This window comes from Enterococcus sp. (assembly GCF_022711995.1).
GTDB lineage: Bacteria > Bacillota > Bacilli > Lactobacillales > Enterococcaceae > Enterococcus_D.
In genome coordinates this window covers 37,185-61,429 of record NZ_JALAHI010000083.1, presented here as the reverse complement: position 1 = coordinate 61,429, position 24,245 = coordinate 37,185, and the positions used below count along the sequence as shown (strand labels likewise).

At 41.6% G+C, this 24,245-nt stretch carries 18 protein-coding genes; 12 read left to right on the top strand and 6 right to left on the bottom strand.

Annotation, left to right across the window (positions count from 1 at the left end):
- Nucleotides 1-384: 384 nt before the first annotated feature.
- From Q0A12_RS08115 to Q0A12_RS08095, 5 genes are all read left to right on the top strand, one after another.
- The gene (locus tag Q0A12_RS08115) at nt 385-1,725 is read left to right on the top strand and encodes a glycoside hydrolase family 30 beta sandwich domain-containing protein (protein ID WP_291292149.1); all 1,341 of its coding nucleotides are present in this window, start codon (nt 385-387) and stop codon (nt 1,723-1,725) included.
- Nucleotides 1,726-1,732: 7 nt separating this feature from the next.
- The gene (locus tag Q0A12_RS08110; RefSeq protein ID WP_291292148.1) at nt 1,733-2,401 is read left to right on the top strand and encodes a GDSL-type esterase/lipase family protein; all 669 of its coding nucleotides are present in this window, start codon (nt 1,733-1,735) and stop codon (nt 2,399-2,401) included.
- 134 nt (nt 2,402-2,535) lie between these two features.
- On the top strand, nt 2,536-4,146 hold the full coding sequence (locus tag Q0A12_RS08105; RefSeq protein ID WP_291292147.1) for a PTS transporter subunit EIIC: 1,611 nt from the start codon (nt 2,536-2,538) through the stop codon (nt 4,144-4,146).
- The gene (locus Q0A12_RS08100) at nt 4,146-5,477 is read left to right on the top strand and encodes a 6-phospho-alpha-glucosidase (RefSeq protein ID WP_291292146.1); all 1,332 of its coding nucleotides are present in this window, start codon (nt 4,146-4,148) and stop codon (nt 5,475-5,477) included. The genes Q0A12_RS08105 and Q0A12_RS08100 overlap by 1 nt, the downstream gene beginning before the upstream one ends.
- A 332-nt stretch (nt 5,478-5,809) precedes the next feature.
- Nucleotides 5,810-7,192 carry an FGGY family carbohydrate kinase gene (locus tag Q0A12_RS08095; RefSeq protein WP_291292145.1) on the top strand — a complete coding sequence of 461 codons (1,383 nt, stop codon included), beginning with the start codon at nt 5,810-5,812 and terminating at the stop codon, nt 7,190-7,192.
- 787 nt (nt 7,193-7,979) lie between these two features.
- Here the strand turns inward: Q0A12_RS08095 and Q0A12_RS08090 are convergent.
- Complete coding sequence (locus tag Q0A12_RS08090; RefSeq protein WP_291292144.1) at nt 7,980-8,708, bottom strand: MurR/RpiR family transcriptional regulator; 729 nt, start codon at nt 8,706-8,708, stop codon at nt 7,980-7,982.
- A 153-nt stretch (nt 8,709-8,861) separates the two neighbouring features.
- Here Q0A12_RS08090 and Q0A12_RS08085 point away from each other — a divergent pair, with 153 nt between their 5' ends.
- The 6 genes from Q0A12_RS08085 (at nt 8,862) to Q0A12_RS08060 (ending at nt 15,528) form a co-directional block, all read left to right on the top strand.
- Nucleotides 8,862-9,611 carry an IclR family transcriptional regulator gene (locus tag Q0A12_RS08085; protein WP_291292143.1) on the top strand — a complete coding sequence of 250 codons (750 nt, stop codon included), beginning with the start codon at nt 8,862-8,864 and terminating at the stop codon, nt 9,609-9,611.
- A 110-nt stretch (nt 9,612-9,721) separates the two neighbouring features.
- Nucleotides 9,722-10,369, top strand: a complete 648-nt coding sequence (locus tag Q0A12_RS08080) for a bifunctional 4-hydroxy-2-oxoglutarate aldolase/2-dehydro-3-deoxy-phosphogluconate aldolase (protein ID WP_291292142.1) — start codon at nt 9,722-9,724, stop codon at nt 10,367-10,369.
- 1 nt (nt 10,370) lies between these two features.
- A complete protein-coding gene (locus tag Q0A12_RS08075; RefSeq protein ID WP_291292141.1) occupies nt 10,371-11,372 on the top strand; it encodes a sugar kinase in 1,002 nt (333 codons plus the stop codon).
- A gap of 11 nt (nt 11,373-11,383) precedes the next feature.
- Nucleotides 11,384-12,226 carry a 5-dehydro-4-deoxy-D-glucuronate isomerase gene (gene kduI, locus Q0A12_RS08070; protein ID WP_291292140.1) on the top strand — a complete coding sequence of 281 codons (843 nt, stop codon included), beginning with the start codon at nt 11,384-11,386 and terminating at the stop codon, nt 12,224-12,226.
- Between the two features lie 21 nt (nt 12,227-12,247).
- Nucleotides 12,248-13,054, top strand: a complete 807-nt coding sequence (locus Q0A12_RS08065; protein ID WP_291292139.1) for a gluconate 5-dehydrogenase — start codon at nt 12,248-12,250, stop codon at nt 13,052-13,054.
- Between the two features lie 380 nt (nt 13,055-13,434).
- Nucleotides 13,435-15,528: a hypothetical protein gene (locus Q0A12_RS08060; protein ID WP_291292138.1), complete on the top strand. Its 2,094-nt coding sequence runs from the start codon at nt 13,435-13,437 to the stop codon at nt 15,526-15,528.
- Between the two features lie 223 nt (nt 15,529-15,751).
- Here the strand turns inward: Q0A12_RS08060 and Q0A12_RS08055 are convergent, their stop codons facing one another.
- The 5 genes from Q0A12_RS08055 to Q0A12_RS08035 all read right to left on the bottom strand — a co-directional run bounded on the left by Q0A12_RS08055 (nt 15,752) and on the right by Q0A12_RS08035 (nt 21,835).
- On the bottom strand, nt 15,752-16,423 hold the full coding sequence (locus Q0A12_RS08055) for a rhamnogalacturonan acetylesterase (RefSeq protein ID WP_291292137.1): 672 nt from the start codon (nt 16,421-16,423) through the stop codon (nt 15,752-15,754).
- Between the two features lie 9 nt (nt 16,424-16,432).
- A complete protein-coding gene (uxaC, locus tag Q0A12_RS08050; protein WP_291292136.1) occupies nt 16,433-17,818 on the bottom strand; it encodes a glucuronate isomerase in 1,386 nt (461 codons plus the stop codon).
- Nucleotides 17,819-17,836: 18 nt separating this feature from the next.
- Nucleotides 17,837-19,342 (bottom strand): altronate dehydratase family protein, encoded by a 1,506-nt coding sequence (locus Q0A12_RS08045; protein ID WP_291292135.1) that lies wholly within the window; start codon nt 19,340-19,342, stop codon nt 17,837-17,839.
- Between the two features lie 2 nt (nt 19,343-19,344).
- Nucleotides 19,345-20,760 (bottom strand): tagaturonate reductase, encoded by a 1,416-nt coding sequence (locus Q0A12_RS08040; protein WP_291292134.1) that lies wholly within the window; start codon nt 20,758-20,760, stop codon nt 19,345-19,347.
- Between the two features lie 94 nt (nt 20,761-20,854).
- The gene (locus tag Q0A12_RS08035; RefSeq protein WP_291292133.1) at nt 20,855-21,835 is read right to left on the bottom strand and encodes a LacI family DNA-binding transcriptional regulator; all 981 of its coding nucleotides are present in this window, start codon (nt 21,833-21,835) and stop codon (nt 20,855-20,857) included.
- Nucleotides 21,836-22,012: 177 nt separating this feature from the next.
- Between Q0A12_RS08035 and Q0A12_RS08030 the strand changes: the two genes are divergently transcribed.
- Complete coding sequence (locus tag Q0A12_RS08030; protein WP_291292132.1) at nt 22,013-24,226, top strand: helix-turn-helix domain-containing protein; 2,214 nt, start codon at nt 22,013-22,015, stop codon at nt 24,224-24,226.
- The last annotated feature ends 19 nt before the right edge of the window (nt 24,227-24,245 follow it).

The window sequence follows — 24,245 nt, the reverse complement described above, 5'->3', positions numbered from 1 at the left end:
GGTTAATCATCGTTTTCTGGGTGATCTTTTTCTTACTATTTCTTTTACTATCATTCACCAGAAAAACTATATTTCAATTTTTGATATTACTTTTTATTGCATTTTTTATTGTGTTTCTTTCGAATGCATTCATTGTTTGTACTAGCCAAATGTCCATTCGGTCCATAGTGGAGTTCTCATTAGGGATAACGTTAAAATACGTAGGTTGTAATATTATTGGCTTAGCGATAATGCTTAGTAGTTTTGTTTTACCTGTGTTTTTACCTAGATTAGCATTAGTATGGGCGTTATTTGGGATAAGTATTCCTATGTTTTTTCAAGTTATGATCCATAAGCAAATTATGAAGCATGTAACTACAAATCAAATAGAACAGGAGTGATCCATTGAGATTTGAATATTACACGACAACAGATGAAATGAATATGTTTCAGCGTGAACAATCTCCGTTTACACAAAACAAAAATGAGTTTGAAATCAATGTCAATAGCCATCAAACTTTTCAGAAAATTGATGGATGGGGAACTTCTTTGACAGATTCTTCTGCATATTTAGTTGATAAATGCTTATCTGAAGAGCAACAAATCGCAGTCATGGAAGCGTTATTTGATTCAAAAAAAGGAATCGGTCTTTCAATTCTACGAAACCCAATGGGTGCATCTGACTATGCGCGGCATATTTATAGTTATGATGATATGGAAAAAGATCAAACAGATGAGAATCTGATTCATTTTTCTATCGCACAGGATGAAGAAAGTATCATTCCCCTAACAAAATATGCTAAGAAAATGAATCCTGAACTAAAATTATTTATGTCTCCTTGGAGTGCTCCGGGATGGATGAAAGATTCTCAACAAATGATTGGTGGAAAATTGTTGTTGAAGTATTATGATACCTATGCCCATTACTTCAAAAAAGTGATTGACAGTTATCATATGCATGGATTAGATATATATGCGATTACACCACAAAATGAACCGTTGTTTGTGCCACCGAATTACCCAGGAATGGAGATGCTGGCGGATGAACAAGCAACTTTTGTTGCTAAATACTTAAAACCTTTGTTTAATGATAATAACATTCGGACAAAAATATTAGGCTATGATCATAACTGGGATAGAATTGATTATCCATTAGAAATTTTGGATAAGGCAGAAGCGGCCTTTGATGGTATAGCTTGGCACTGGTATGGTGGTAATGTAATTAATCAATCAAGAGTTGCTCTATTTTATCCAGATAAAGAAATCCATTTTACTGAGGGATCTGGAGGAGATTGGATACCAGCCTTTGAACCAGCTTTCAGTAATCTAATGAGAACAGGGATCAACATTTTTAGAAATGGTGCAAAATCTATGACGCTTTGGAATTTAGCGCTAGACGAAAATAATGGGCCTACTGTTCCGGGATTTGGAAAAAGTACTTGTCGCGGCCTTGTAAAAGTGGATCAACAAACGAAAAACTATGAATTGACACTTGATTATTTTGGTCTGGCTCATTTCAGTAAATTTGTCCGACCTGAATCTGTTCGAATTGAAAGCTCGAATGATCGGCATATCCAAAGTGTTGCCTTTCAGAATAATAATAAATCCATTGTTGTTATTTTGTTTAACGATAGTGAAAAGGATGCATCTGTTAAGATAACGATAGATACTTATTCAATGGATACAATCTATTTGACAGCGAAAACTGCGATGACGATTAGAGAAATATCTAATAACGAGGAATAGGCGGAAAATGATCTGTTTGAATCGTTATGTTTCTAAAAATCATGATGCGGAAAAGGGGAAAATCGTCTTTGCTGGTTCTTCTTTAATGGAGGAGTTTCCTTTGGAACAATTGTTTCTCGATAAAGAAATAATTGTTTATAACCGCGGAATTAGTGGAGCAACTTCTAAAGACTATCTTGAAATTTTTGATCGATTGATACTCTCTATACAACCTGTACATCTATTGATCAATATTGGGTCAAATGATCTTGCAGACGAGTGTTTTGAGGATAGTCACTTATTAGATAGCTACCGCCAAATTTTCAGTAAATTGAAGAAAAGTCTACCACAATGTGCAGTTACTTTTATTAAGTTTTATCCGGTAAATACCGGAATAATGCAAGACGTTTCAAAAAAACAAGGCGAGCAATGGCTACTGCAGGCTTCAAAGTATAGAACCAATAGCCGTGTGATTGAAGCAAGTGAGAAAATCAGCAAACTTGCCGATTCATATGGATATGAGACGATTGAAGTCAATAATTTGCTTATAGATGAAACCAAACAGCTTGATGCTTTGAATACTAAAGATGGCATACACTTAACAGAAGCTGCATATAGAAAAATTTTCCCTTTGATATATCAACATGTGGATTTAGTACGAAAAATGAATAAAGAAGCATCGGATGGTAAGAAATGACCATTCGATGCTTCTTTTTTATGAAACACATTCCAATCTATGTAACAGGTTGATTTGAAAGCGATTTCTATAGGAATGTCCTTCAAACTTACCTATAATAAACCTACCGATAAAAAAGCAAAGGAGTATCATCAATGAAAGAAAAAATGATGGATGCGATGCAGAAGTTTTCAAAAGCCATGTTTGTACCGGTTCTGATTTTGCCAATTGCTGGGATCTTGATTGCCATTGGCAATGTTTTTACCAATGTTCGTTTGATCGAACGTTTTCCATTTTTGGATAACCCAATCACCACAGGTTTTGGCAGCATTCTCTCTGCCTCGCTTTTACCGATCTTGACAAATTTAGGGATTATCTTTTGTGTAGGGATCGCTCTTGGTCTGGCCAAAAAGAAAAAGGCGGAAGCGGCGTTTACTGCATTACTAGGCTATCTGGTGTTTTTATATGCCATGAACAAATTTATGGAACTTCGAGGGATGCTTGTAGCCGCCGATGCACTCCAAGGATCAGGACAAGCACTGGTTTTAGGGGTTCAAGTCTTAGATATGGGGGTATTTTTAGGGATCATTTTAGGGATCATCGGTGCATTGATCCACAACCGTTTCATCGACACTACCTTCAATAATGCTTTTCAAGTCTATGGCGGGGCTCGCTTTGTCTTCATTGTTTTGATTCCAGTTGTTGTATTATTCGCCATCCTTTCTTCGATCGTATGGCCAGTGATTCAAACGGGGATTGATGGATTAGGCGGCATTATTCAAGAAACAGGAAACTTCGGTATCTTCTTATACGGGACGCTAGAAAGATTATTGATTCCAACTGGGCTCCATCATCTGATCTATACGCCATTTCTATATACTTCCCTTGGAGGCGTCGCTGAAGTTGGGGGCCAAGTCTTCGAAGGGGCTCGGAACATTTACTTTGCAGAAATTGCAGATCCGGCTGTAAAAGTTCTCTCGCAAAGTGTTATTTGGGATGCGCGGGGGATCTCAAAAATGTTTGGTCTGATCGGTGCCTGTCTGGCTATGTATCAAACGGCAAAACCTGAGAATAAATTCAAGGTCAAAGCCATTTTGATCCCTGCAGTGGTGACTTCCTTCATTGCCGGGGTAACGGAGCCCATTGAATTTTCATTTATGTTTGTTGCCCCAGTCTTGTTCTTGATCCATTCGGTATTAAGCGGATTAAGTATGGTGGTTTTGAATATATTTGGCTCTAGAGCGATTGGTCCCAATGGTTTTATTGACTTTCTGCTGTATAATCTGCCGTTAGGGATTGAAAAGACGCGCTGGCCCATCTATATCGTTGTTGGCATAGTATTTTTCTTTCTCTATTATTTCCTTTTTCGCTTTTTGATCACCAGAATGAATTTGCAAACAGTTGGTCGGGAAGAGGACGGGCAGGAAACCAAATTGTATTCCAAAAAAGAATACAACGAACGACAAGCAGGTGCAGGAGCAGGGGTGGCAGCAATTCATTCCTCTGCGGTGACGGACTCAATTTCAGCATTGGTCAAAGGTTTAGGCGGCGATAGCAATATCAAAACCATCGATAACTGTTATACCCGCTTACGATTGAAACTAAAAGACCCAGAATTAGTAGATGAGACATTACTAAAAGAACAAACCCAAGCCAAAGGCGTTATCAAAAATGGTGAGAATGTCCACGTGGTTTATGGGCTGACGGTACCAAAAGTACGAGAAGATTTAGAAAAATACTTAGGACGAGAAGGAGAGAGTGAATAATGAAGAATTTTTCAGTAGTGATCGCCGGTGGAGGAAGCACCTTCACCCCGGGAATCGTCATGATGCTGTTAGATAATCAACAACGGTTTCCTTTAAGAAAGCTGACACTTTATGACAATGATGAAGCGCGACAAAGAACCTTAGGTGAAGCATTGACGATTTTATTAAAAGAACAGGCACCACAGATCGAATTTTCTTATACGACGGATCCCCAAGCGGCTTTTACAGATGCTGACTTTTGTATGGCCCATATTCGAGTAGGCAAATATGACATGCGGGAAAAAGATGAGAAGGTTCCTTTACGTCATGGTGTGTTCGGTCAAGAAACTTGTGGACCTGGTGGTATCGCTTATGGTATGCGCAGTATCACCGGAATGTTGGAAATCATTGATTATATGGAAACCTATTCGCCAGATTGCTGGATGTTAAATTATTCGAATCCAGCAGCGATTGTCGCCGAAGCTTGCCGCGTGTTGCGGCCTGAAGCAAAAGTGTTGAATATTTGCGATATGCCAGTGGGCACCTTACGACGGATGTCGCAAATCATCGGCAAAAAACCAGCAGACTTAGAAGTGCGCTATTTTGGCTTGAATCACTTCGGCTGGTGGACCAGCATCAAGGATCAGGAGGGCAATGAATACATTCAGCAGATCAGAGACTATGTCGCCCAAAACGGCTACCTCACTCAAGTTGAAGTGGACACCCAACATACAGATCCCAGTTGGCAAGAAACCCACAAAAAAGCCAAAGATCTTTTAGCTCTGACACCAGAATATCTGCCAAATACTTATTTAAAATATTACTTATACCCAGATTACGTTTATGATCATATGAAAGAACATCCTGAATATACCCGCGCCAATGAAGTGATGGCAGGTCGAGAAAAACGAGTCTTCGATCATGCGAATAAAATCATTGAACAAGGATCAGCAGAGGGGATCGCATTTGAAATCGATGCCCATGCCACCTTTATTGTGGATCTAGCCCGTGCCATTGCTTTCAATACCCATGAACGAATGGTCATGATCGTAGAAAACAACGGAGCAATCGCTAATTTTCCTGATGATGCCATGGTGGAAGTTCCTTGCATTGTTGGTTCCGATGGACCAGAAGCACTGGCACAAGGAAAAATTCCTTCTTTCCAACAAGCATTGATGTTCCAGCAGATCACTGTGGAAAAGTTGGTAGTGGAAGCATATGTGGAAAAGAGTTATCAAAAAATGTGGCAGGCGTTAAGCCTTTCCAAAACGATTCCTAGCGCGAAAGTAGCTAAAGAATTGCTAGATGATTTGATTGTAGAAAATCGAGCCTATTGGCCAGAATTGTCTTAATTTGTTTCACATTTGCGAAACTTTTTTCATCCTCGTTGACGACAGGGCAATCGACTCTTCCCGTTGAAAGATGGTGGCGGAGCTTTCTTGATACTTCAATACCGCTTCCATGGGCAATTGTTGCCTAGGTCAGCCTCACTGGAAGGTTTCCTTTGAGGCTTATTTCTTTGAAACTTAATTCTTTGAGGCGTATTTCTTGAATTCATTTTGCCAACCTGCGAAAAAAGGGGACATTGTTTTTAACCAGCCTGCGAAAGTCAAAACCGGTTTGCTAGAATCAGGAGGTAACTATGGTAAAATAAACCTAATTGAATCGGAGGAGAGGAATAGCGATGTTTTTAGGGATTGATATCGGCACGACTGCCATTAAGTTTGGGATCATTGAAGAGCGAAAAATCATCTACACACATTCGTTACCAATCACTACCCATCGTCACGGACTGAAACAGACCCAATCAGCTTCAGAGATCAAAAGTCAGCTGATCGCAGGGGTCACAATGCTTCCTGATGAATGGAAAACAGCAATCACTGCAATCGGTTTAAGCACAGCTATGCATAGCTTGATGCCAGTGGTTGGTGATGAAGGGGAGGACGTTTATATCTGGTCGGACAATCAGGCCAGCGAAGTGATGACTGCCTTTCGTAAAACCGAGTTAGCAGCTGATTTTTATCAAGAGACCGGCACACCGATCCATGCCATGTCTCCCTTTGCGAAATTGGCTTATTTCCAGTCCAATCATTCTTTTGACAAAAATACCAAATGGTATGGATTAAAAGAATTGGCGATGGAACTATTTACCGGAGAGGTATACATCGATTATAGTACCGCATCGGCAACAGGACTTTTTTCTTTAAAAGAAAAGCAGTGGAGTCAAAAGATCCTAAACTATTTATCACTTTCTAAAGCACAACTGGCACCGTTATGTGCCCCTACCGATCGCTTTTTGATTGCAAAGGAAATGGCTGAACGCTGCGGATTGTCTCCGACAATTGAAGTCATGTGTGGGGCTAGTGATGGCTGTTTGGCGGCCTATGCCGGATATATTTCAACGGGGATTCGCAACAGCTTGACCATTGGAACCAGTGCAGCAGTCCGTAAGGTGAGCGAGACCGCTGTGTTCGATCGGCAAAAGCAGAACTTTTGCTACTATTTGCAAGAGGAGCTATTTGTTGTTGGTGCGCCTTCCAACAATGGTGGTTGCGTTCTGGAATGGGCAAAAGAAACATTGGCCGAAGATCCCGATGCGTTTTACTACAGTCTGCCTCATGTAATGGAGGAGTCTCCTATTGGCAGCAAAGGCTTACGGTTTTATCCCTATTTAAACGGCGAGCGCGCACCCTTTTGGTCAAATGACATTACGGGAGGCTTTTCCGGCTTAACGTTGAAGCATAACCGTTCAGATATGTTGCGGGCTGTGATTGAAGGAATGCTGATGAACATTGGTTTATTGAAGGAGATGGTTCAATTAGAAGAAGCAGTTACTATAAGCGGCGGTTTCTTTCAAACCAAATTGTTAGGGCAGATGACTGCGGATGTATTAGGCTTGACTTGCTATCTGTCCGAAGAAAATGAACCAATATTTGGTTTGTATGACTTGTATCGACATTCTGCTGTAGGAAACGAACAGCCAAGTGAAAAGTTTATTCCTGATTCACAGAGTCAGGAAGGCTACCAAGAATTGGCAATCCATTATTTTGATGCAGAAAGAAACTAAAAACCGAATAATACCGGGACAGGATTAAGAGGGGAGAGATCCCCTCTTTTTTTATTGAAAGAACCGCCGCAGACTAAGATTTCTTTAGTTGAACCAGAAAATCTAGGTATGCGGTCAAACAGTGTCTGGGATAGAAAAGAAGCCTTGTTGTAAGCGGAAGGTTTGCTTTTTTCAGGGAGGACCTGCTTTTTTTGTCTAGTAGTGTGCAGAAATTGTAATAGAAAGAACAGAAAGCGGATGAAATTAGCAGAAGGTATTGTGGTGACTAGAAGGCAACATTTTGGACATTGCTATTTTCAGAAATGCAGCGAGATTTTTTACGACAGATGAACAGGGAAATGTGGCGACCCTTTATGCATAACATAGTAATCGGAGATCGGCTGTTACTATTCTAAGAAAAAAATTTTTTTACCTATTGATTAATCGCAAGAAATAACCGTTTGCCTTAGCAGAGCACACTTATTTTCGTTTAAATAATGATATAGCCACTGTTTTAAACGATACTGTCGAGGAGTTGTTGAAGCAACTCCTTTTTGCTTAGTAATGAGAGCAAAAGTCACAGGAATCTATCCAAGTAATAGAATAAGGTTTGGTTTAACTTATTGGCTGATGGCTTAAATCATAGTCCCTCTTTTTTTGCCTTCCTAAGTGATGGAGGCGGCAGAAATGTGGAAAGAAAAAACCTCCTTCTCTGAATATCTCTAGCAGATTTTCAAGAAAGACGTTTTTTGTTGTTATTCGAGACGACTTGTGTCACGCCTCGTTAAAGATTGCTTTTTGTCTGATCTCAGCGTGTTTCATTTTCAGTGAAGGCGTCGACGATGTATTCCATCAGCAACAGTAATTTGCCGAAAAAGCTGGTGTACTGAATGTTTTGCGTGTCATAGGGCCGTTCATCTGTGACCTCAAATGAAAAAGTTGCTAATTGATTGGCGCGATGCTCGCCATTGCCGCAAAACAAGACTGTCGGTATCTGGTGCTCATGAGCCAGTGCCATTTTCTCCAGCACTTTTTGTGTCTCACCGGATTTTGAAATGGTGATCAGCATACTGATATTTTCAATATTGTTACTGATGATCCCACCGGAATCAGAAGCACTGACTAATAAGGTTTTAATGCCGTTGACCAGCATTTTTTTGTGCAAGTATTCTGCCACGATACCCGAAAAGCCGGTGGCATAAATGGTAATAAACTTGTCTTTGTTTTTGCCATAGATCGTTTTGATTTCTTCAATCGTATCGGCAATACCAGCGGTATCGATTTGATAATCAATAGCGGCTTCGGTACTTCGTTGATTCTTTAGGCGGTTCTTTAAGAAGTAAAGTAATTCAAGATAACCGGAAAACCCTAATTTTTGTGCCAAACGCACGATCGTTGCTGGTGAAGTATAAAGAGTCTTGGCGATTTCCCTTAAAGGCCGTCCATCGATGGTAGCGGTGTTGGTCAGCAGGTAATCGAGAATCTGTAATTCATTGTCCGTCAATTTTTTTCCTTTAATCAATACATTTAGATCCATTGGTCGGCACTCCTTCTTATTCTCATCATACAATGAAAGCGTGCAGAAAGTAAAATAAGAATAGCAGCGATGTTTTGAAAGTAGGGAAAAGGATTGTACATTTCTTAAAAAGAGAATATAATTTCTTATATAGAAAATAAAGGTGGAGAAAAGATGACTCAAAAACCATATGGAACCGTATTATTAAAAGCAGCAACGATTTTAGACTACCTGGCAGAAGCGCCGAATAAACCCCTGCAAGAAATCGCAGAAGCGACGAAACTCACTCCGTCAACGGCATTGAAAATATTAGAAACACTGCAGATGATCGGTTATGTCAAACGAGACAAAGAGAAGAACTATCGCTTAGGTTCTAAGCTGATCAAGTATGCCAATCAAAACATTCAAGAGCTGGATCTAGTTGAAATCAGTTTGCCTTACTTAGAAGCATTGCAAAAAACCGCTGATGAAACCATCCACTTAGGGGTGCTGACAGCCAATGAAATTCTTTATGTCAACAAATTGGAACCGCAAAATCAAACGATTCGCATGTCTTCAAAAGTAGGGATCACCCGGCCCCTCTATAGCTCAGCGATGGGAAAAGCCGTTTTGGCAGAGTTCGAAACCACCCAAGTGGATGAGTATTTGGCGGCAACCCCGCTAACGGCTTACACAGAAAATACCATCACCAATCAGCTGAAGCTAAAGAAAGAACTAGAACAAGTCAAAGCGAGCCATGTTGCCTTTGATGATGAAGAAATGGAACAAGAAATTTATTGTATCGGGGCTTCATTGGTCAAGGACCACGAGATTATCGGTGCATTTTCGATCAGTTTACCGAAATACCGCTTAACGCCAGACTATCAAAGACTATTGATCGATGCGATTATTGCAACAAAACAGCAAATTGAGCAAGCTTTGTAAGAATTTTCGAGGAAAGCACTTGCAAATAAAAGGAAGAGCGGTATAATGAACCTGTAAGTTTCTTTATAATAAATACTATTTTCCAAATAGGAAATTATTGGAGGGTCTTCATGAAAAAAGTAGCGAATTTAATGAAACTAAAAGAAAGTGGCGTCATTGCGGTAGTGAGGGGGGCGTCTAAAGAAGAAGCCATTCAAGCAAGTAAAGCCATCGTGGCAGGAGGCATCACAGGGATTGAGCTGACTTTTACAGTTCCTCAAGCAGCTGAAGTGATCGCCGAATTAGTCGAAACATTTAAAGATAACCCTGAAGTAGTCGTTGGTGCTGGAACAGTCCTTGACGCTGTCACTGCTCGTTTGGCAATTATGGCTGGTGCAGAATATGTTGTGAGTCCAACCTTCGATCAAGAAACGGCTGAACTATGCAACTTGTATCAAATTCCTTATCTACCAGGTTGTATGACTATTTCTGAAATGAAGGATGCTTTGAAGTCAGGGGCAGATATCATTAAATTATTCCCAGGAAGCGCTTATGGCCCAAGTATTATTTCCGCTTTCAAAGCACCTTTACCACAATTGAACATTATGCCTACAGGTGGTGTGAGTTTAGACAATATGCAAGAGTGGTTTGCCGCGGGTGTCGTGGCAGTTGGAGTTGGCGGGAATTTGTTGGCTCCAGCAGCAAGTGGCGATTTTGCTAAAGTAACAGAAGTAGCCAAACAGTATGCAGCAAAATTGAAAGAAATTCGAGGAAAGTAAGATGGCAAATATTCTGACACTCGGGGAAATCATGTTGCGTCTATCGACCCCTGTTGGAGAACGAATCGCTCACAGTTCAGCTTTTGCCGCCCATTATGGTGGCGGAGAAGCCAATGTAGCGATCTCGTTGGCCAACTTTGGCCACCAAGTTTCCTTTGCCAGCAAAGTGCCGGAAAATGCGCTAGGAGATGCAGTCCTTCACCATTTACGCAGTTATGGGGTTGATTGTCGTCACCTGTTGCGAGGCGGTTCACGTCTGGGGACGTATTATATTGAAACTGGGGTTGGTGAGCGCGCAGCACGGGTAGTGTATGATCGTGCTGGCTCAAGCTTTGCGCAAATGGCAGACAATGAATGGTCTGAGGAGCTGTTTGATGGTGTCGATATTTTTCATTTATCTGGAATCACACCGGCGCTTTCATCAACGTGGCGGAAGCTTTTAGTGACATTGATCAAAGAGGCCAAAGCTGCTGGTTGTAAAATCAGTTTTGACATCAACTATCGCGGCAAGCTTTGGTCCACTGATGAAGCTCGAGTTTATTTACAAGAAGTGCTTCCTTATGTGGATTATTGCTCGGCTGGCAAGTTGGATGCACAAGTCTTTATGGATATTCCAGCTGCTGAAAAGGAAGAAGCTGATGATTCATACTATTATCAAGAAATGCATCGCAAATATCCAAATATCAAGCTTTTTTATGCAACAAATCGGCAGGTATTCTCTGCCAGTCACAATCAACTGACCGGTAGTTTGTGGCATGAGGGCAATTATGTTGTTTCTGCCACCCATGAGATCCATCCGATCGTTGATCGTGTTGGGGGAGGCGATGCCTTTTCCGCCGGGATTTTACACGGTCTTTTGACCAATAAAGCAGATCAAGCAATCATTGATTTTGCGACAGCAGCATCTGCATTAAAGCACACTATTCATGGAGATTGTAATCAATTTACAGAAGCGGAAGTCACTGAATTTTTGGCAGTCGGTTCTGGAAAAATCATTCGCTAGGAGGAACAAACATGCAAGAAATGGAAACACGCTACACACATAGTCCGGAAGATATTCGTCACTACAGCACGGAACAGTTGCGCAATGAATTTTTAGTAGAGAAAATTTTTGTGCCTGGCAAGATCCAATTGACCTATACCCACAATGATCGGATGATCTTTGGTGGAGTGACACCTACGGATCAACCATTAGAAATTCAATTAAGCCAAGAGTTAGGCGTTGAGTACTTTTTGGAACGTCGTGAGCTAGGCGTGATCAATATCGGTGGTGCAGGTGTCATTGAAATCGACGGTACCCAAGAAGATATGAATAAGCAAGATGGATATTATATCGGAAAAGAAACAAAACATGTGGTCTTTTCTTCAAAAGATCCTCAAAATCCAGCTAAATTTTATATCTCAAGTGTTCCAGCACATCATAAATACCCAAATGTGAAAATCAGTATTGATCAAATCAAACCAATGGAAACCGGTGAAGGCTTGACGTTGAATGAACGGAAGATTTATCAATACATTCATCCAAATGTTTGTGAAAGCTGCCAGCTGCAAATGGGATACACCATCTTAGAACCAGGTAGCGCTTGGAATACGATGCCTTGTCATACCCATGAACGTCGTATGGAAGCCTATGTTTATTTCGATTTTGCCAATGAGGATACAAAAGTTTTCCATATGATGGGCAAACCAGATGAAACCAAACATTTAGTCGTAGCAGAAGAGCAAGCCGTCATCTCCCCAAGCTGGTCGATCCATTCAGGCGTCGGCACTAGCAATTACTCGTTTATTTGGGCTATGTGTGGGGAAAACATCACGTATACAGATATGGACATGGTTCCAATGGATGAATTGAAATAAAAAAAAGAAAGAAGGATGAAGATGGATTTTTCAATGGATCAGTTTCGTTTAGATGGAAAGATTGCGTTAGTTACAGGAGCAGTCTATGGGATTGGCTTTACGATCGCGCAATCTTTAGCAGCAGCAGGAGCAACGATCGTCTTTAATAATTTAACACAAGAATCAGTCGATGAAGGATTAAAAAATTACAAAGAAGCAGGGATCAATGCCCACGGCTATGTTTGTGATGTTACCGATGAAGCAGCAGTTACTGAAATGGTCAAAACCATTGAGGAAGAAGTAGGGGTCATTGATATTTTAGTCAACAATGCGGGAATCATCAAACGGATCCCAATGTTGGAAATGTCTGCCGCTGATTTCCGTCAAGTGGTTGATGTCGATTTGAATGCACCCTTTATCGTTGCCAAAGCAGTATTGCCTTCTATGATCAAAAAAGGCCATGGCAAAATCATCAATATTTGTTCCATGATGAGTGAGCTTGGTCGTGAGACCGTTGCTGGCTATGCGGCTGCCAAAGGCGGCTTGAAAATGCTGACTAAAAATATTTGTTCTGAATTTGGTTCTGCCAATATTCAATGTAACGGCATTGGACCTGGATATATCGCGACACCACAAACAGCTCCTTTAAGAGAAATCCAGCCAGATGGATCTCGTCATCCTTTTGATCAGTTTATCGTGGCAAAAACACCAGCTGCTCGCTGGGGAGAACCAGTGGACTTGGCAGGTCCAGCTGTCTTCTTGGCTTCGGATGCCTCTAATTTTGTCAACGGTCATGTCTTATATGTGGACGGTGGTATCTTAGCTTATATTGGAAAACAACCTGAATAATCATCGCAAAAAGACTGTTTCCTAACAGAGAAATTTTGTAAGCAAAAAACTCCTATTCGACGCACATCCTCAAAGGATTCTGCGAAGGCTAGGAGTTTTTTATCGAATTCTTTAGTAAAAAAACGAGCAGAATCTCTTCACTGACACTGAGAAGACGGATCTTGGTTCCAGCTAAGTCCCATCAAGAAGCGAGGGTTCATCCCTTTGTTAAAAAAGTTCAACAGTTATTTTCCTTGAGGTGCTACTCTAATTTTTTTCTTTATTTGATAAATTTTTTAGACTATCCAATTGTCAGTGGATATGAGTATATTGGAAGGAGACCGATTGCTTTTCGCTTAGATAATTTATTAGAAATCAAGAAATGAGTTAGGAGGATCATGATGAAAAAAGAGCGTATTGAACTGCTGCTTTCCGTAGTGCTGCTATTATGTGTCTTCTGCATGAGTACCAAAAAGGTAACTGCTCAGACGGAAGGATCAATCATAGAATCTTCTTATTATCGAAATGCCTTAACAGACAAAATCTCTGCTGATCATGCGTTTATTATGAGAAATGGAGAATCAACAAAGATAGAGAAAGTATCTGGAGTAGTGAACAGTGAAAGAATCATTACTGGGATTGACTCGGTAAAAGAAAGTGCTGCGCTGATACGAAATGTTGGGTATTATCAAGGGCATCCAGTCAACGTCAAGGTGACTGTCAAGATGTTACAGCCATCAGGTGCAGATATGCTTATCACGAAAAATGAGTTTCTAAGGCTGAAAATATGGGCAAATGGTACCTCAGAAATCACCTATGAATTTTTAGACGATAAGATGCAGCCAATTCAACTAAAGACGACTTTTAATGAAATGGGTTTGAACAAATGGAAAGACATCCGAATTCCTCAGGCTGCTACTGCCATAGAACATATCTTTGCTGCACCTGATTCCACGATCCAATACAGCGAAGATGAGCAAGGCACATTGACATTAAAAGGACAAGGAAACGCAGATAATTGGTCAGATGATGCTTGTAAACTGGCAATCACCACAAAAGCGATCTCGAAATTCCAGTTTATTGTCAAAAATAATGATTCAAGAACTTCTATTGCTGGAATATCGGAATTACAGTATTTATCGAATTTTTTCCCGGCAGTCGAGTTTCCTTATGCCTATCCACAACCAGTAGCTACCCAGAACATTGAAAACAATGAAGTCATCACTTGTTTTCAGCAAACAGTTCCTTATTTGGATCCCAAGAATTTTAGATCCAGTCTTTCTTATAAAATCGAAAATCCAAAGCAAAACCAGTTTCAAATCAAAGGACTCAAGGTCAAAGATTTTTATGGCAATGACCGAACAAGTTGGTTTGATCAAAAGATTGATGAGCAAGGCAATCTGTTTATTCAAGCAAAAGCTTCTACACTAAAAAACCGGGCCTTTTACGACAATAGTTATCAATTTACTCTCTACCATACCTTTATTGGCGGAGCCGATCGTCCAGTTGATCCTGATGCGATCATAGACGATTGCTTTTTACTCCAACCGGTACTTTACGAAGATGTTGGCGACGGGGAGCGGTTAATTGGGAATCTGGCAGCCACCATCTACTACTACAATGAAGTTAAAATCAATTTCGTTGATGAAAACAATCAGCCCCTCTTAAATCCAGGAACAATCAAAGGGCGAATCACCGATTCTGTTGATCTATCGTCCTTCTATCCGACTATTAACGGGTACTATCCAATCCCAGCAGAAAAAAACCGCATCCTTGTCATGCCAGGTGCCCAAGAGGTGTTCCATCATTACAAAAAAGGAGTCCCGCTACTCTTTACATTAAAAGATCGGCAACAAAAAATCGTGATTCCTCGCTTTTCCAAAACGGTGAACTTGTCTTATGACTTTTCTCATGATCGCCAGCAAAAGATCCAAGTTGTTGCGCAACATGGGGAGAAAAAACAGGTGCTAAAAAAATATGATTTGGGCAATATACAAACGGAAGACACGGTTGCTTTCAACCTACCAGAAGATTGGCTTAACAAAGAAGTAAATTTATATCTAGAGAATGAAGAAGGGGAAAAATCGGCAGCAGAAACCCGCGTATTTGTTCCAGAATCGGGACCAAGGCTGCAACTACCGGCAGTCTTATCTTTTGGAACCCACTCAATTCCTGCTTTTAATCAGTATCTTTTTGCTGAAAGTCAGCCAATCAAAGTGGAAGACAATAGTCGATTGGAACAAAGCAAATGGACCGTGAAAGTAAAGATTGAAACCCCTCTGAAAAACAACCAGCAACAAGAGTTGCGAGATGCGCTGGTTTTTGCGGAAAAAACAGGGGATGTCCTCTTATCTGAGCAAGAGCAGCCGGTATGGGAAGGTAGCGGATCTGCTACATTAGCGAAGAATCGGTTGAAGCTATTACTACGGCCGACGGATCATGTCGGGAAGTATAGCGGCTCGCTGGTCTGGACCCTTGAAGATGCGCCTCAGTAAAAAATTCCTCTCCGAAAAGTTAGATCCTTTTTTCGTAATAAGACAAAAGGAAACCCGCGTCTTTTTATTAAGACGATGCCATCGGCTATCTAAAATAATAGAGCGACCGACTGCAGGAAATCCAAATAGAGCGATCCCAAAAAGATCCTTCAAAAAAACGATCTTTTTGGGGTCGCTTCAAAACACATTGCTTGTGATTGGTAAACAGAAAATTCTAACCGACTTACAGCACTATCTTACTGCTGAGAGAAAGATTCGCTTCTTTGATTGCTTGACAAATCAAGCGAGCGACCGTCAAAGCCCCTTGGTCGTTCAAGTGAGTATTGTCCTGAATACCTTCGGGATAATTCGGGTGTTCATTTTTTGAAAGGTGCAAAAAATACGTACGGGCTTCCTCAGGTGTCAGCTTAGAAAAAAAGTTCTGGGTACTCGTAAAAATATCCAGACAATCAATGTTATGCGTCCGAGCAAAATCTTTCATTGCTTCGGGATAAGGGCCTACGGCTAGAGGGTCCAATTGCTGCGCGTTAAATTTCAAGCGCGTGATGGAGGTCAGTAGGATTGGAATCGCTTGCTTGTTTTGTGCAGTTGCCACAAACTGGGCTAGGTTTCGCTGGTATTCTTCAGGTGTCGTTCCTCGTTCAGGATCTGTTTTCTGATCGTTGTGGCCAAACTGAATCAAGAAATAATCGCCTGGAGCAAGCAGCGCTTCGGCTGTCAAAAGGCGTTTTTCTTGAATGAAGCTTTTGGTTGAACGACCGTTCATCGCCAAATTAATCACCGAAAAGTCGGTGGAAAGAAAGCTCTGGATTTTTTCTCCCCAGCCTGTTTCGGGTCGTTTGTCTGCAGTTTTGTTGGCGGCAGTGGAATCGCCGGCAATAATTAGTTTCACCATCTGCCACCTCTAAAAATGAAAGTAATCGGCAGCATTTTGGTAACAGACTCCTTCAACCAGTGCCTTCAATTGGCTGAGATCACTCGGCGCTTCTCCCCGAAGAACGATTTCTCCTAGCCACTCGCAAAAGACTCGTCGGAAATACTCATGTCTCGTGTAGGAAAGAAAACTGCGGGAGTCTGTAAGCATCCCCACGAAATTGGCTAATACACTGCCATCTGCAAATTTGGTCAACTGTTGACGCATACCGGCACGGGTGTCATTATACCACCAGCCAGAACCAAGTTGCAGTTTGTTGTTGCCTTCTTTTTGATAGCAGCCCATCAATGCCACCAGTACGTCATAATCATTTGGATTCAATGAATACAAAATTGTTTGTGGCAGAGCATCTTTGCTTTCAGCTGCATCTAACAACGCTTGGAGGTTCGCCGCCATTGGTTGATCGTTGATGCCGTCATACCCTGTATCAGGTCCTAATTGTTCCAGCATCTTCGTATTCGCATTTCTATAAGCGTGGAGATGTAATTGCATCGTCCAACCATGCAGCCGATATTGTTCAAACAAATGAAGTAACAAGGAAGAGCGGTAGATGGCTGCTTCTTCTACAGTGATCGGTTCTTGATTGAGTGCTTTTTCAAAAATGATTTGTGGGGACTCGCTGCTCTCTTGGTACTGCACATGATCCAGTGCATGATCCGATAAGCGGCAATTCATTTGATGGAAAAAGGCGATCCGATCGTTTAATGCGGCAAGCAGCGAGTCATAGCTGGTAATTGCTTGTCCTACAACAGTGCCTAAGCGATCGATATATTCTTTAAACCCATTCTGTTGAATATTCAACGCTTTATCTGGCCGAAATGTTGGCAATACACGAAAGCGATCTTCTTCAGCTGCCAATTTGCGATGCTCTGCCAAAGAGTCCGTCGGATCATCGGTGGTACAGATGACTTTTACATTGCTGTTTGCGATGATCTCTCTTCTGCGAAAGGCAGGTGATTGTAGCTTTTTATTGACTGTCTGCCAGATTTCTGGTGCATTTTCTTCATTGATCAATAAATCGACCCCAAAGAAACGTTTTAACTCCAAGTGGGTCCAGACGTAAAGGGGATTGCCGATGATTTTTGGAACCGTCTGGCACCAAGCGATAAATTTGTCATAATCCGCTGCATCGCCAGTGATCAACGATTCATCTACTCCGCATGCCCGCATCAGCCGCCATTTGTAGTGATCCCCGCCAAGCCAAGCCTCAGTAATGTTGCGGAAGGGTTGATTGTCGTAAATCTCTTTAGGATCCAAATGGCAATGATAGTCAATGATGGGGGCATTCTTGGCGTATTGATGATATAACGCTTTGGCAAAATCATTCGTTAATAAAAAATCGTCGTTTAAAAACATATGCTTCCTCTTTTCTTTTTATAATGTTACACCAGTCTTGAAGATGGCGATTTCTCGAACATTGTTCGCTTCATTACGGGTTTTGGTCCCGCTAGCGACTGCAATGATCGCTTGAATAAAATCAGAAAGGACTGCTTCCATTGGTTCATGCAGCAATCGACCCGCATTGAAATCCATCCAATGGGGTTTCTTCTCGAATAATTCTTGGTTGGTGGCAACTTTCATCGTAGGAACGAAGGCGCCAAAGGGGGTTCCCCGGCCTGTAGTAAACAAAACCAACTGGCAATCGGCCGATGCAAGGGCAGAAGCTGCCACTAAATCATTGCCTGGTCCTTCAAGAAGACTCAGACCGCTTTCTCTTATTTTATCTCCGTATTTCAACACATCGACCACAGCAGAAGTGCCGGATTTTTGGGTACAGCCCAAAGATTTATCTTCCAATGTTGTGATCCCGCCTGCTTTATTTCCGGGAGAAGGATTCTCGTAGACAGGCTCACCATAAGAAAGAAAATAATCTTTAAAGTCATTGATTAGATGAAGGATTTTTTCAAAAGTTGCTTGATCCTTGGCGCGAGCCATCAAGACTTGCTCGGCACCAAACATTTCCGGTACTTCTGTCAACACAGTGCTGCCTCCTTGAGAGACTAAGAAATCGGAAAACGCCCCTAATAACGGGTTGGCAGTAATCCCGGAAAATCCATCTGAACCACCGCATTTTAAGCCGACTTTTAATTCACTTAAAGGCACATCTTCCCGCCGGTCATGTTTGGCAGCTTGCAGCAATTCCAGAAGCAATGCTTCACCGGCTTCGATTTCATCTTGGCTTTCTTGCGCAACTAAGAATTTGACTCGATCCGTGTCATAATCGCCTAGCTTTTCTTTAAATTCAGCGACGGTATTATTTTCGCAGCCAAGACCAAAAACCAGCACACCGCCGGCATTTGGGTGTTGAACTGCATCGATCAAAATTTGCCGGGTATTTTGGTGATCCTGTCCTAATTGGGAACAACCGTAGGGATGTTTAAGAATCGTGATCGAATCAAAGGTCCCCAGATCCGGGTGGCTTTGTTTGAAGTTTTCAACAATGATTTCGGCGATACCATTGATACAACCCACTGTTGGCACGATATATAAATCATTCCGAATCCCGACTTTGCCGTTTTTGCGTCGGTAACCTTTAAAGGTCAACGAACGTTTCGGATAAACCACCGGATGCAAATCTGGTTCATACGTATAAGACAGTGTACCGGAAAGATTGGTTTTGACATTGTGGGTATGCAGCCATTGTCCGGCTTTTACATCTGATAAAAGATGACCAATAGGGTAACCATATTTGATGACGTGAGCCCCTTGATTCAAATCAATGAGTGCGATCTTATGTCCTTGGGGTATGTCTTCTTCAAAGAAATAGACTTGGTCTTCAAACACAAGTTGACTGTCTTTGGCAATGGGGTGGAGCGCCACTGCCACATTGTCTTTAGGATGCAGCTTCAGCAGATCGGTTTTAGTTTTTATTGTTGTCATCGTCATTCCGCCTTTTTTTGAGATTGCTGATTTTTTAGTGAACGAATGAGCTGACGCGGGCCTTGCTCTGAAAGGGTGGTGACCATTTCGGTGACTTCTTGTTGGTAACCGGATAAATCCATTCCCCATAACAGCTCTTGCGCCAAAATAAAGCTGACCTGTTCAGAAGCAGGCAACAAGCGGGCTTCTGCAAAACAAGTTAAAACGGCTGCATCATCTTGGCAGTCGGTGGTTAAATACAGCTTAATCAATCCGGCAAGTGATGCTAGGATTCTTGATGGCACCACTTGTTGCTGTTGGTGGCGAAGCAGAATCGGCAAAAGGCGTGCGTTGAATTTCGAGACACTATTTAATGCGATCGACTGCAACTGATGGTGCACATAAGGATTTTTAAAGCGTTCTTTGATTTGTTCTGCATACTGGTTCAATTCCTCTTGCGGCAGGTCCAGCATAGGAATCAATTCTTCACTGAATAACTGATCAATGAAAGGGCCAAAATCCGAGTCTAGCATCACTTCTTCAACGGTTTCCAGTCCGGCTAAACGAGCGAGGGGCACCATGGCTGTATGCGGTCCGTTCAACAGATGCACTTTTCGTTCACGGTAAGGCGTAAGATCATCTGTGAAAATCACATTCAATCCCGCGTCCGGTAGGGGAAGCTTCTGTGCGACAGTCTGGGAAGGATCTTCGATCACCCAGAGCATGAAAGGTTCAGCTGTGACCATTAACCGGTCTTCATACCCATGCAGCTGATTGAATTCAGCGGCTTTTGCTTTTGGATAGCCGGGAACGATCCGATCAACCAAACTGCAACAGAACACGTTTTCATTTTCCAGCCAGGTAGTAAAAGAATCCTCTAATTGCCAAAGGGTGCTATATTGCTGAACACAAGCTTTTAACTTTTCGCCGTTCCGATCGATCAATTCACAAGGAATAATGGTATAACCTGATTTTTTACTGCGGTAGCGCTGGTAAAGAAGTGCCGTTAGCTTTGCAGGAAAACTTTTAGGCGGCGCATCTGTCGGCTTGTCTTGCGGATCAAAAACGATTCCTGCTTCCGTCGTATTGGACACAATGATGTCCAATGCATCAATTTCAGCTAAAGCCAGATAATCTTGCCACTGCTCATAAGGATTCAACACACGGCTGATGGTGGTGATGACTTCTGAAGTCTGGACAGGTTGTCCTTCCACTAAGCCTTCTAAGATCACGGTATACAAATTGTCTTGTTCCGCCAACATCTTTGCTAGGCCTTGTTGGATGGGTTGGACCACCACGGCACTACCGTTGAATTTTCCTTGGGTGTTCATCTGTTGCAGTTGCCAGTCAAAAAAGCCGCGCATAAAGTTGCCTTCACCAAATTGGATGACTTTTTCTGCTGCATTGGTGGGTTTTTCAATTTCTGTTATCTTTTTCATTGTAACCTCCAAATGAGTGATTTATAATGAACGTCTGCTTTTTGCACACGTTAACATTTTCTGGTAATAGGCAAAAGCATTCTAGAAACGAATGCTAAAGCGACTGCCTAATGGTTAATTCTGTGTCTAAGAGATATTGTTTTTTTGATACCGTGCCGGCAAGGGAATCAAGAAGAAGCTGTGCACCTAGTTGACTCATTTCAAAGACCGGCTTGCTGATGGTGGTCAACGGTGGGTTTGTGTACTTGGAAAAGGGAATATTATCAAACCCGATGATGCCAATGTCAGCTGGAATCGCAAGTCCTTTTTCAAGACATGTATTGGTGGCACCAATGGCCATATCATCATTGGAACAAAAGATCACTTCTGGTGGATCAGCAAGTTCCAGCAATTGTTTGGCACAAGTTCGACCACTTTCGATGGAGTAGTCGCCAATCACCGCATACTCTTTTGGAAAAGCAATCTGATGATCTGCAAGGGCTTGCAAGAAGCCTTTCTTGCGTTCAATGCTGGAGCGGAATGTCGGTTTCCCTTCAATGATCGAAAACTTCTGATAGCCTAGCTGAATGGCATAATCGATGGCTTGGTAAACACCTTGGGCATCATTGCTTGTGACATTAAGCAATGAGGGTTTATCAATTTGCCGATTGAGTACAACCACAGGCAAATCGATCTGACTCAATCCCTCGATGAATGCATCATCCTGGTCACTCTGACTCATAACGATGATTCCGTCCATCCGGGGTAATTCTTCTGCCGGATGAGAGAGGGTGGTCATATCATGAACCGCTAACCGATATTCTGAGGGCAATGTCGTATTGATCCCTTTGATGACTTCCACTAAAAAGCGATCCGAGGTGCCGGCCGATAAATTAGAAAAGTAAAGGCCGATAATATAAGATTTTTGATTGACGAGACTTTTTGCATTGACATTTGGTGTATAATTTAAAGAACGCGCGATTTCGCCAATTTTCTGTTTGGTCGCTGGTTTGATCAGTGGACTATCGTTGAGCGCTCTGGAAACAGTGGTATGCGAAACGCCTGCGATTTTTGCAATATCTTTGATTGTGACCATATATCTCCCTCCACTTTCTCATTGATTTTAGCATATATCCTATTAAGAAGAATGTCAATATACCAATGATGCACACGTTAACTTTTTTTGTTTGTTCCGGTACTCACAAGTAAACTTTTGTGCTAGAATAGAAATGTCTTTTGAAAAGACTGTCTTCATAATTTTAGGAGGGATCAAATGAGAGGGTTAGGGAAACTGCGAAGACATTCAACTTTTTTTTATAACATCTTCATTCCAGTTTCATTGATTGGAAGCGTTTTAATACTGGGGTTCGGTAGTTTCATTTATCATCGTACATTTAATAGTATTCAAGATACATTGATCCAAAACCAGCAGAGTTTTGTTGACCAAGTAAGAGGAAATCTTGATCAAAAAATCCAAATGGTGGAGTATGCTTTTTCCACCTACAGCAATACGGCTGGTTTTGAAGAGGTGATGAATCAAAAGCTATCCATCAAGGACCACCGACAAGTTAAAGAGATCAATTCTCAGCTAGCATACATTAGTGTCATGGGGATCGACAATGCAGAGTATCAGTTGATCAATGTAGCCAATCATTGGAAAATACATAATGGTTCCTTAAAACAAATGACGGACGCAGAAGTAAGGGAAATGACACAAGTAGCTAACAATGATCATGCCATTCAATGGGTTCCGCAAAAAGATTATCTCTCGATGATCATTACGCTACCCATTTATCGTCCAGAAGTCTTAGCACTTGGTGTAGCGGAAATCGATTATCGAACCATCGATCAGTTGGTCACTGGACAAGAGGATCCTTTTTTTACGATTTTCAGTAAAGACGGAGAGTTGCTCTATGCCCATCAACCGGCAGTCGAGGAGTCGCTATGGGAAAAAATTCATGGGGACCAAAAAAAGCAAGGATTAGTGGTCAATGATTCTGGAGATACCTATATTTATGTTAAGTCGGATTATAATCAATGGGTCTATGTGACGCGTTTGTCCCACCAAACAGTGTTTTCTGCCATTCGAGGGCTTCGCTGGGGATTAGTGCTGATTTGCGGCACACTGTTGCTGCTCTTTATTTTATTTGCTTATCGCATGGCACGGATTGCGACTTATCCAATCAATCGGATAAATGACTTGGTCAAACCAAGAAAAACCAAAGAAAAGCTGGAGGTCAATCAACTGATTTCTGAAATCGATACGATCTTAGTCCAAAATCACGACTTGGCAAGAACCGTTGAGTACCAAAAACCTGAATTGGCCACGCTCTTTTTTCTCAATTTATTTCGCGGCTGTATTGCACCAGAAGAAGTGCCATCAAAGCTGGCGCAGTTTGAGTATACGCTTTCCAGTAAAGAAAGTTTTGCGGTGATGCTGATACAGATCGATGATCTTTGTGGCAGAGATGCCGCCACCACCGATTTATTTCTGTTGGCCATTGAAAATCTCGTCTCGGAAATTATTCCGGAAAATCATCGCTTTCGACCCATCGTTTCAAGTCAAGATACCCAAGGGACGATTTTAAGGTTGTCTAAAGGAATGAATCAAAAACTGATCACGAGCTACTGCAAGAAAATACAAAAAGCGGCAAGAGACTATTTACGAATCAAAATCAGTGTGGGAATCTCAAATAGCTATCCAACATTGAGTGACAGCAAGCTAGCAGTTGACAATGCCAAAGAAGCATTACACTATCGCATTCATTTAGGAGAGGAAGTAATCATTTTCTTTGATGATATTTCAGCCCAACTGGATGAAAGTGCCGTGGTGCAATACCCTAAAGAGACAGAACGCTTGCTGTTTGATGCCATGAGGGGCGGAGATACCACAGAGGTCCAAGGCGCGTTTCGACAGATCATCAGAGAAATTTTTCAAGAAAATCAAAATCCTATCACCATCGAAAATGCGTTGTTTCGACTAGTGAATAATGTGGTCCAGTTAGGTCAGTTGTTAGGTGCGGACTATACGGTATTACAAAAAAGTCGTAAAATCTATATGGAAGTCTTGAATCAAAATCACCCTGATAAAATAGAAAAACAAATCTATCATGAGTTGATAACGGCGATCGTGGATAATATTCAAACGAAAACAGACCGTGAAATGCGTACCTTATCAGATAAAATAGTTGTGCTGGTGCATCAGCAATACGATCAGGAAATCTCATTGGATCTCATTGCTGCTCAACTTCACTACAACGCGAATTATCTGAGTAACGTCTTCAAAAAGGAAATGGGAATCAATTTTGCCGACTATCTCCAAAACTATCGTTTGCAAGTGGCAAAAACTTGGTTGAAAGAATCCAATTATACGATCAAAGAAATTTCTGAACGCTTAAAGTATACGAATCCGCAAAACTTCATTCGCTTTTTCAAGAAAAAAGAACAAATGACACCGGGAGAGTATCGGAAAAATCACCGTATTTAGGCATTATTTCAAAAAAAAA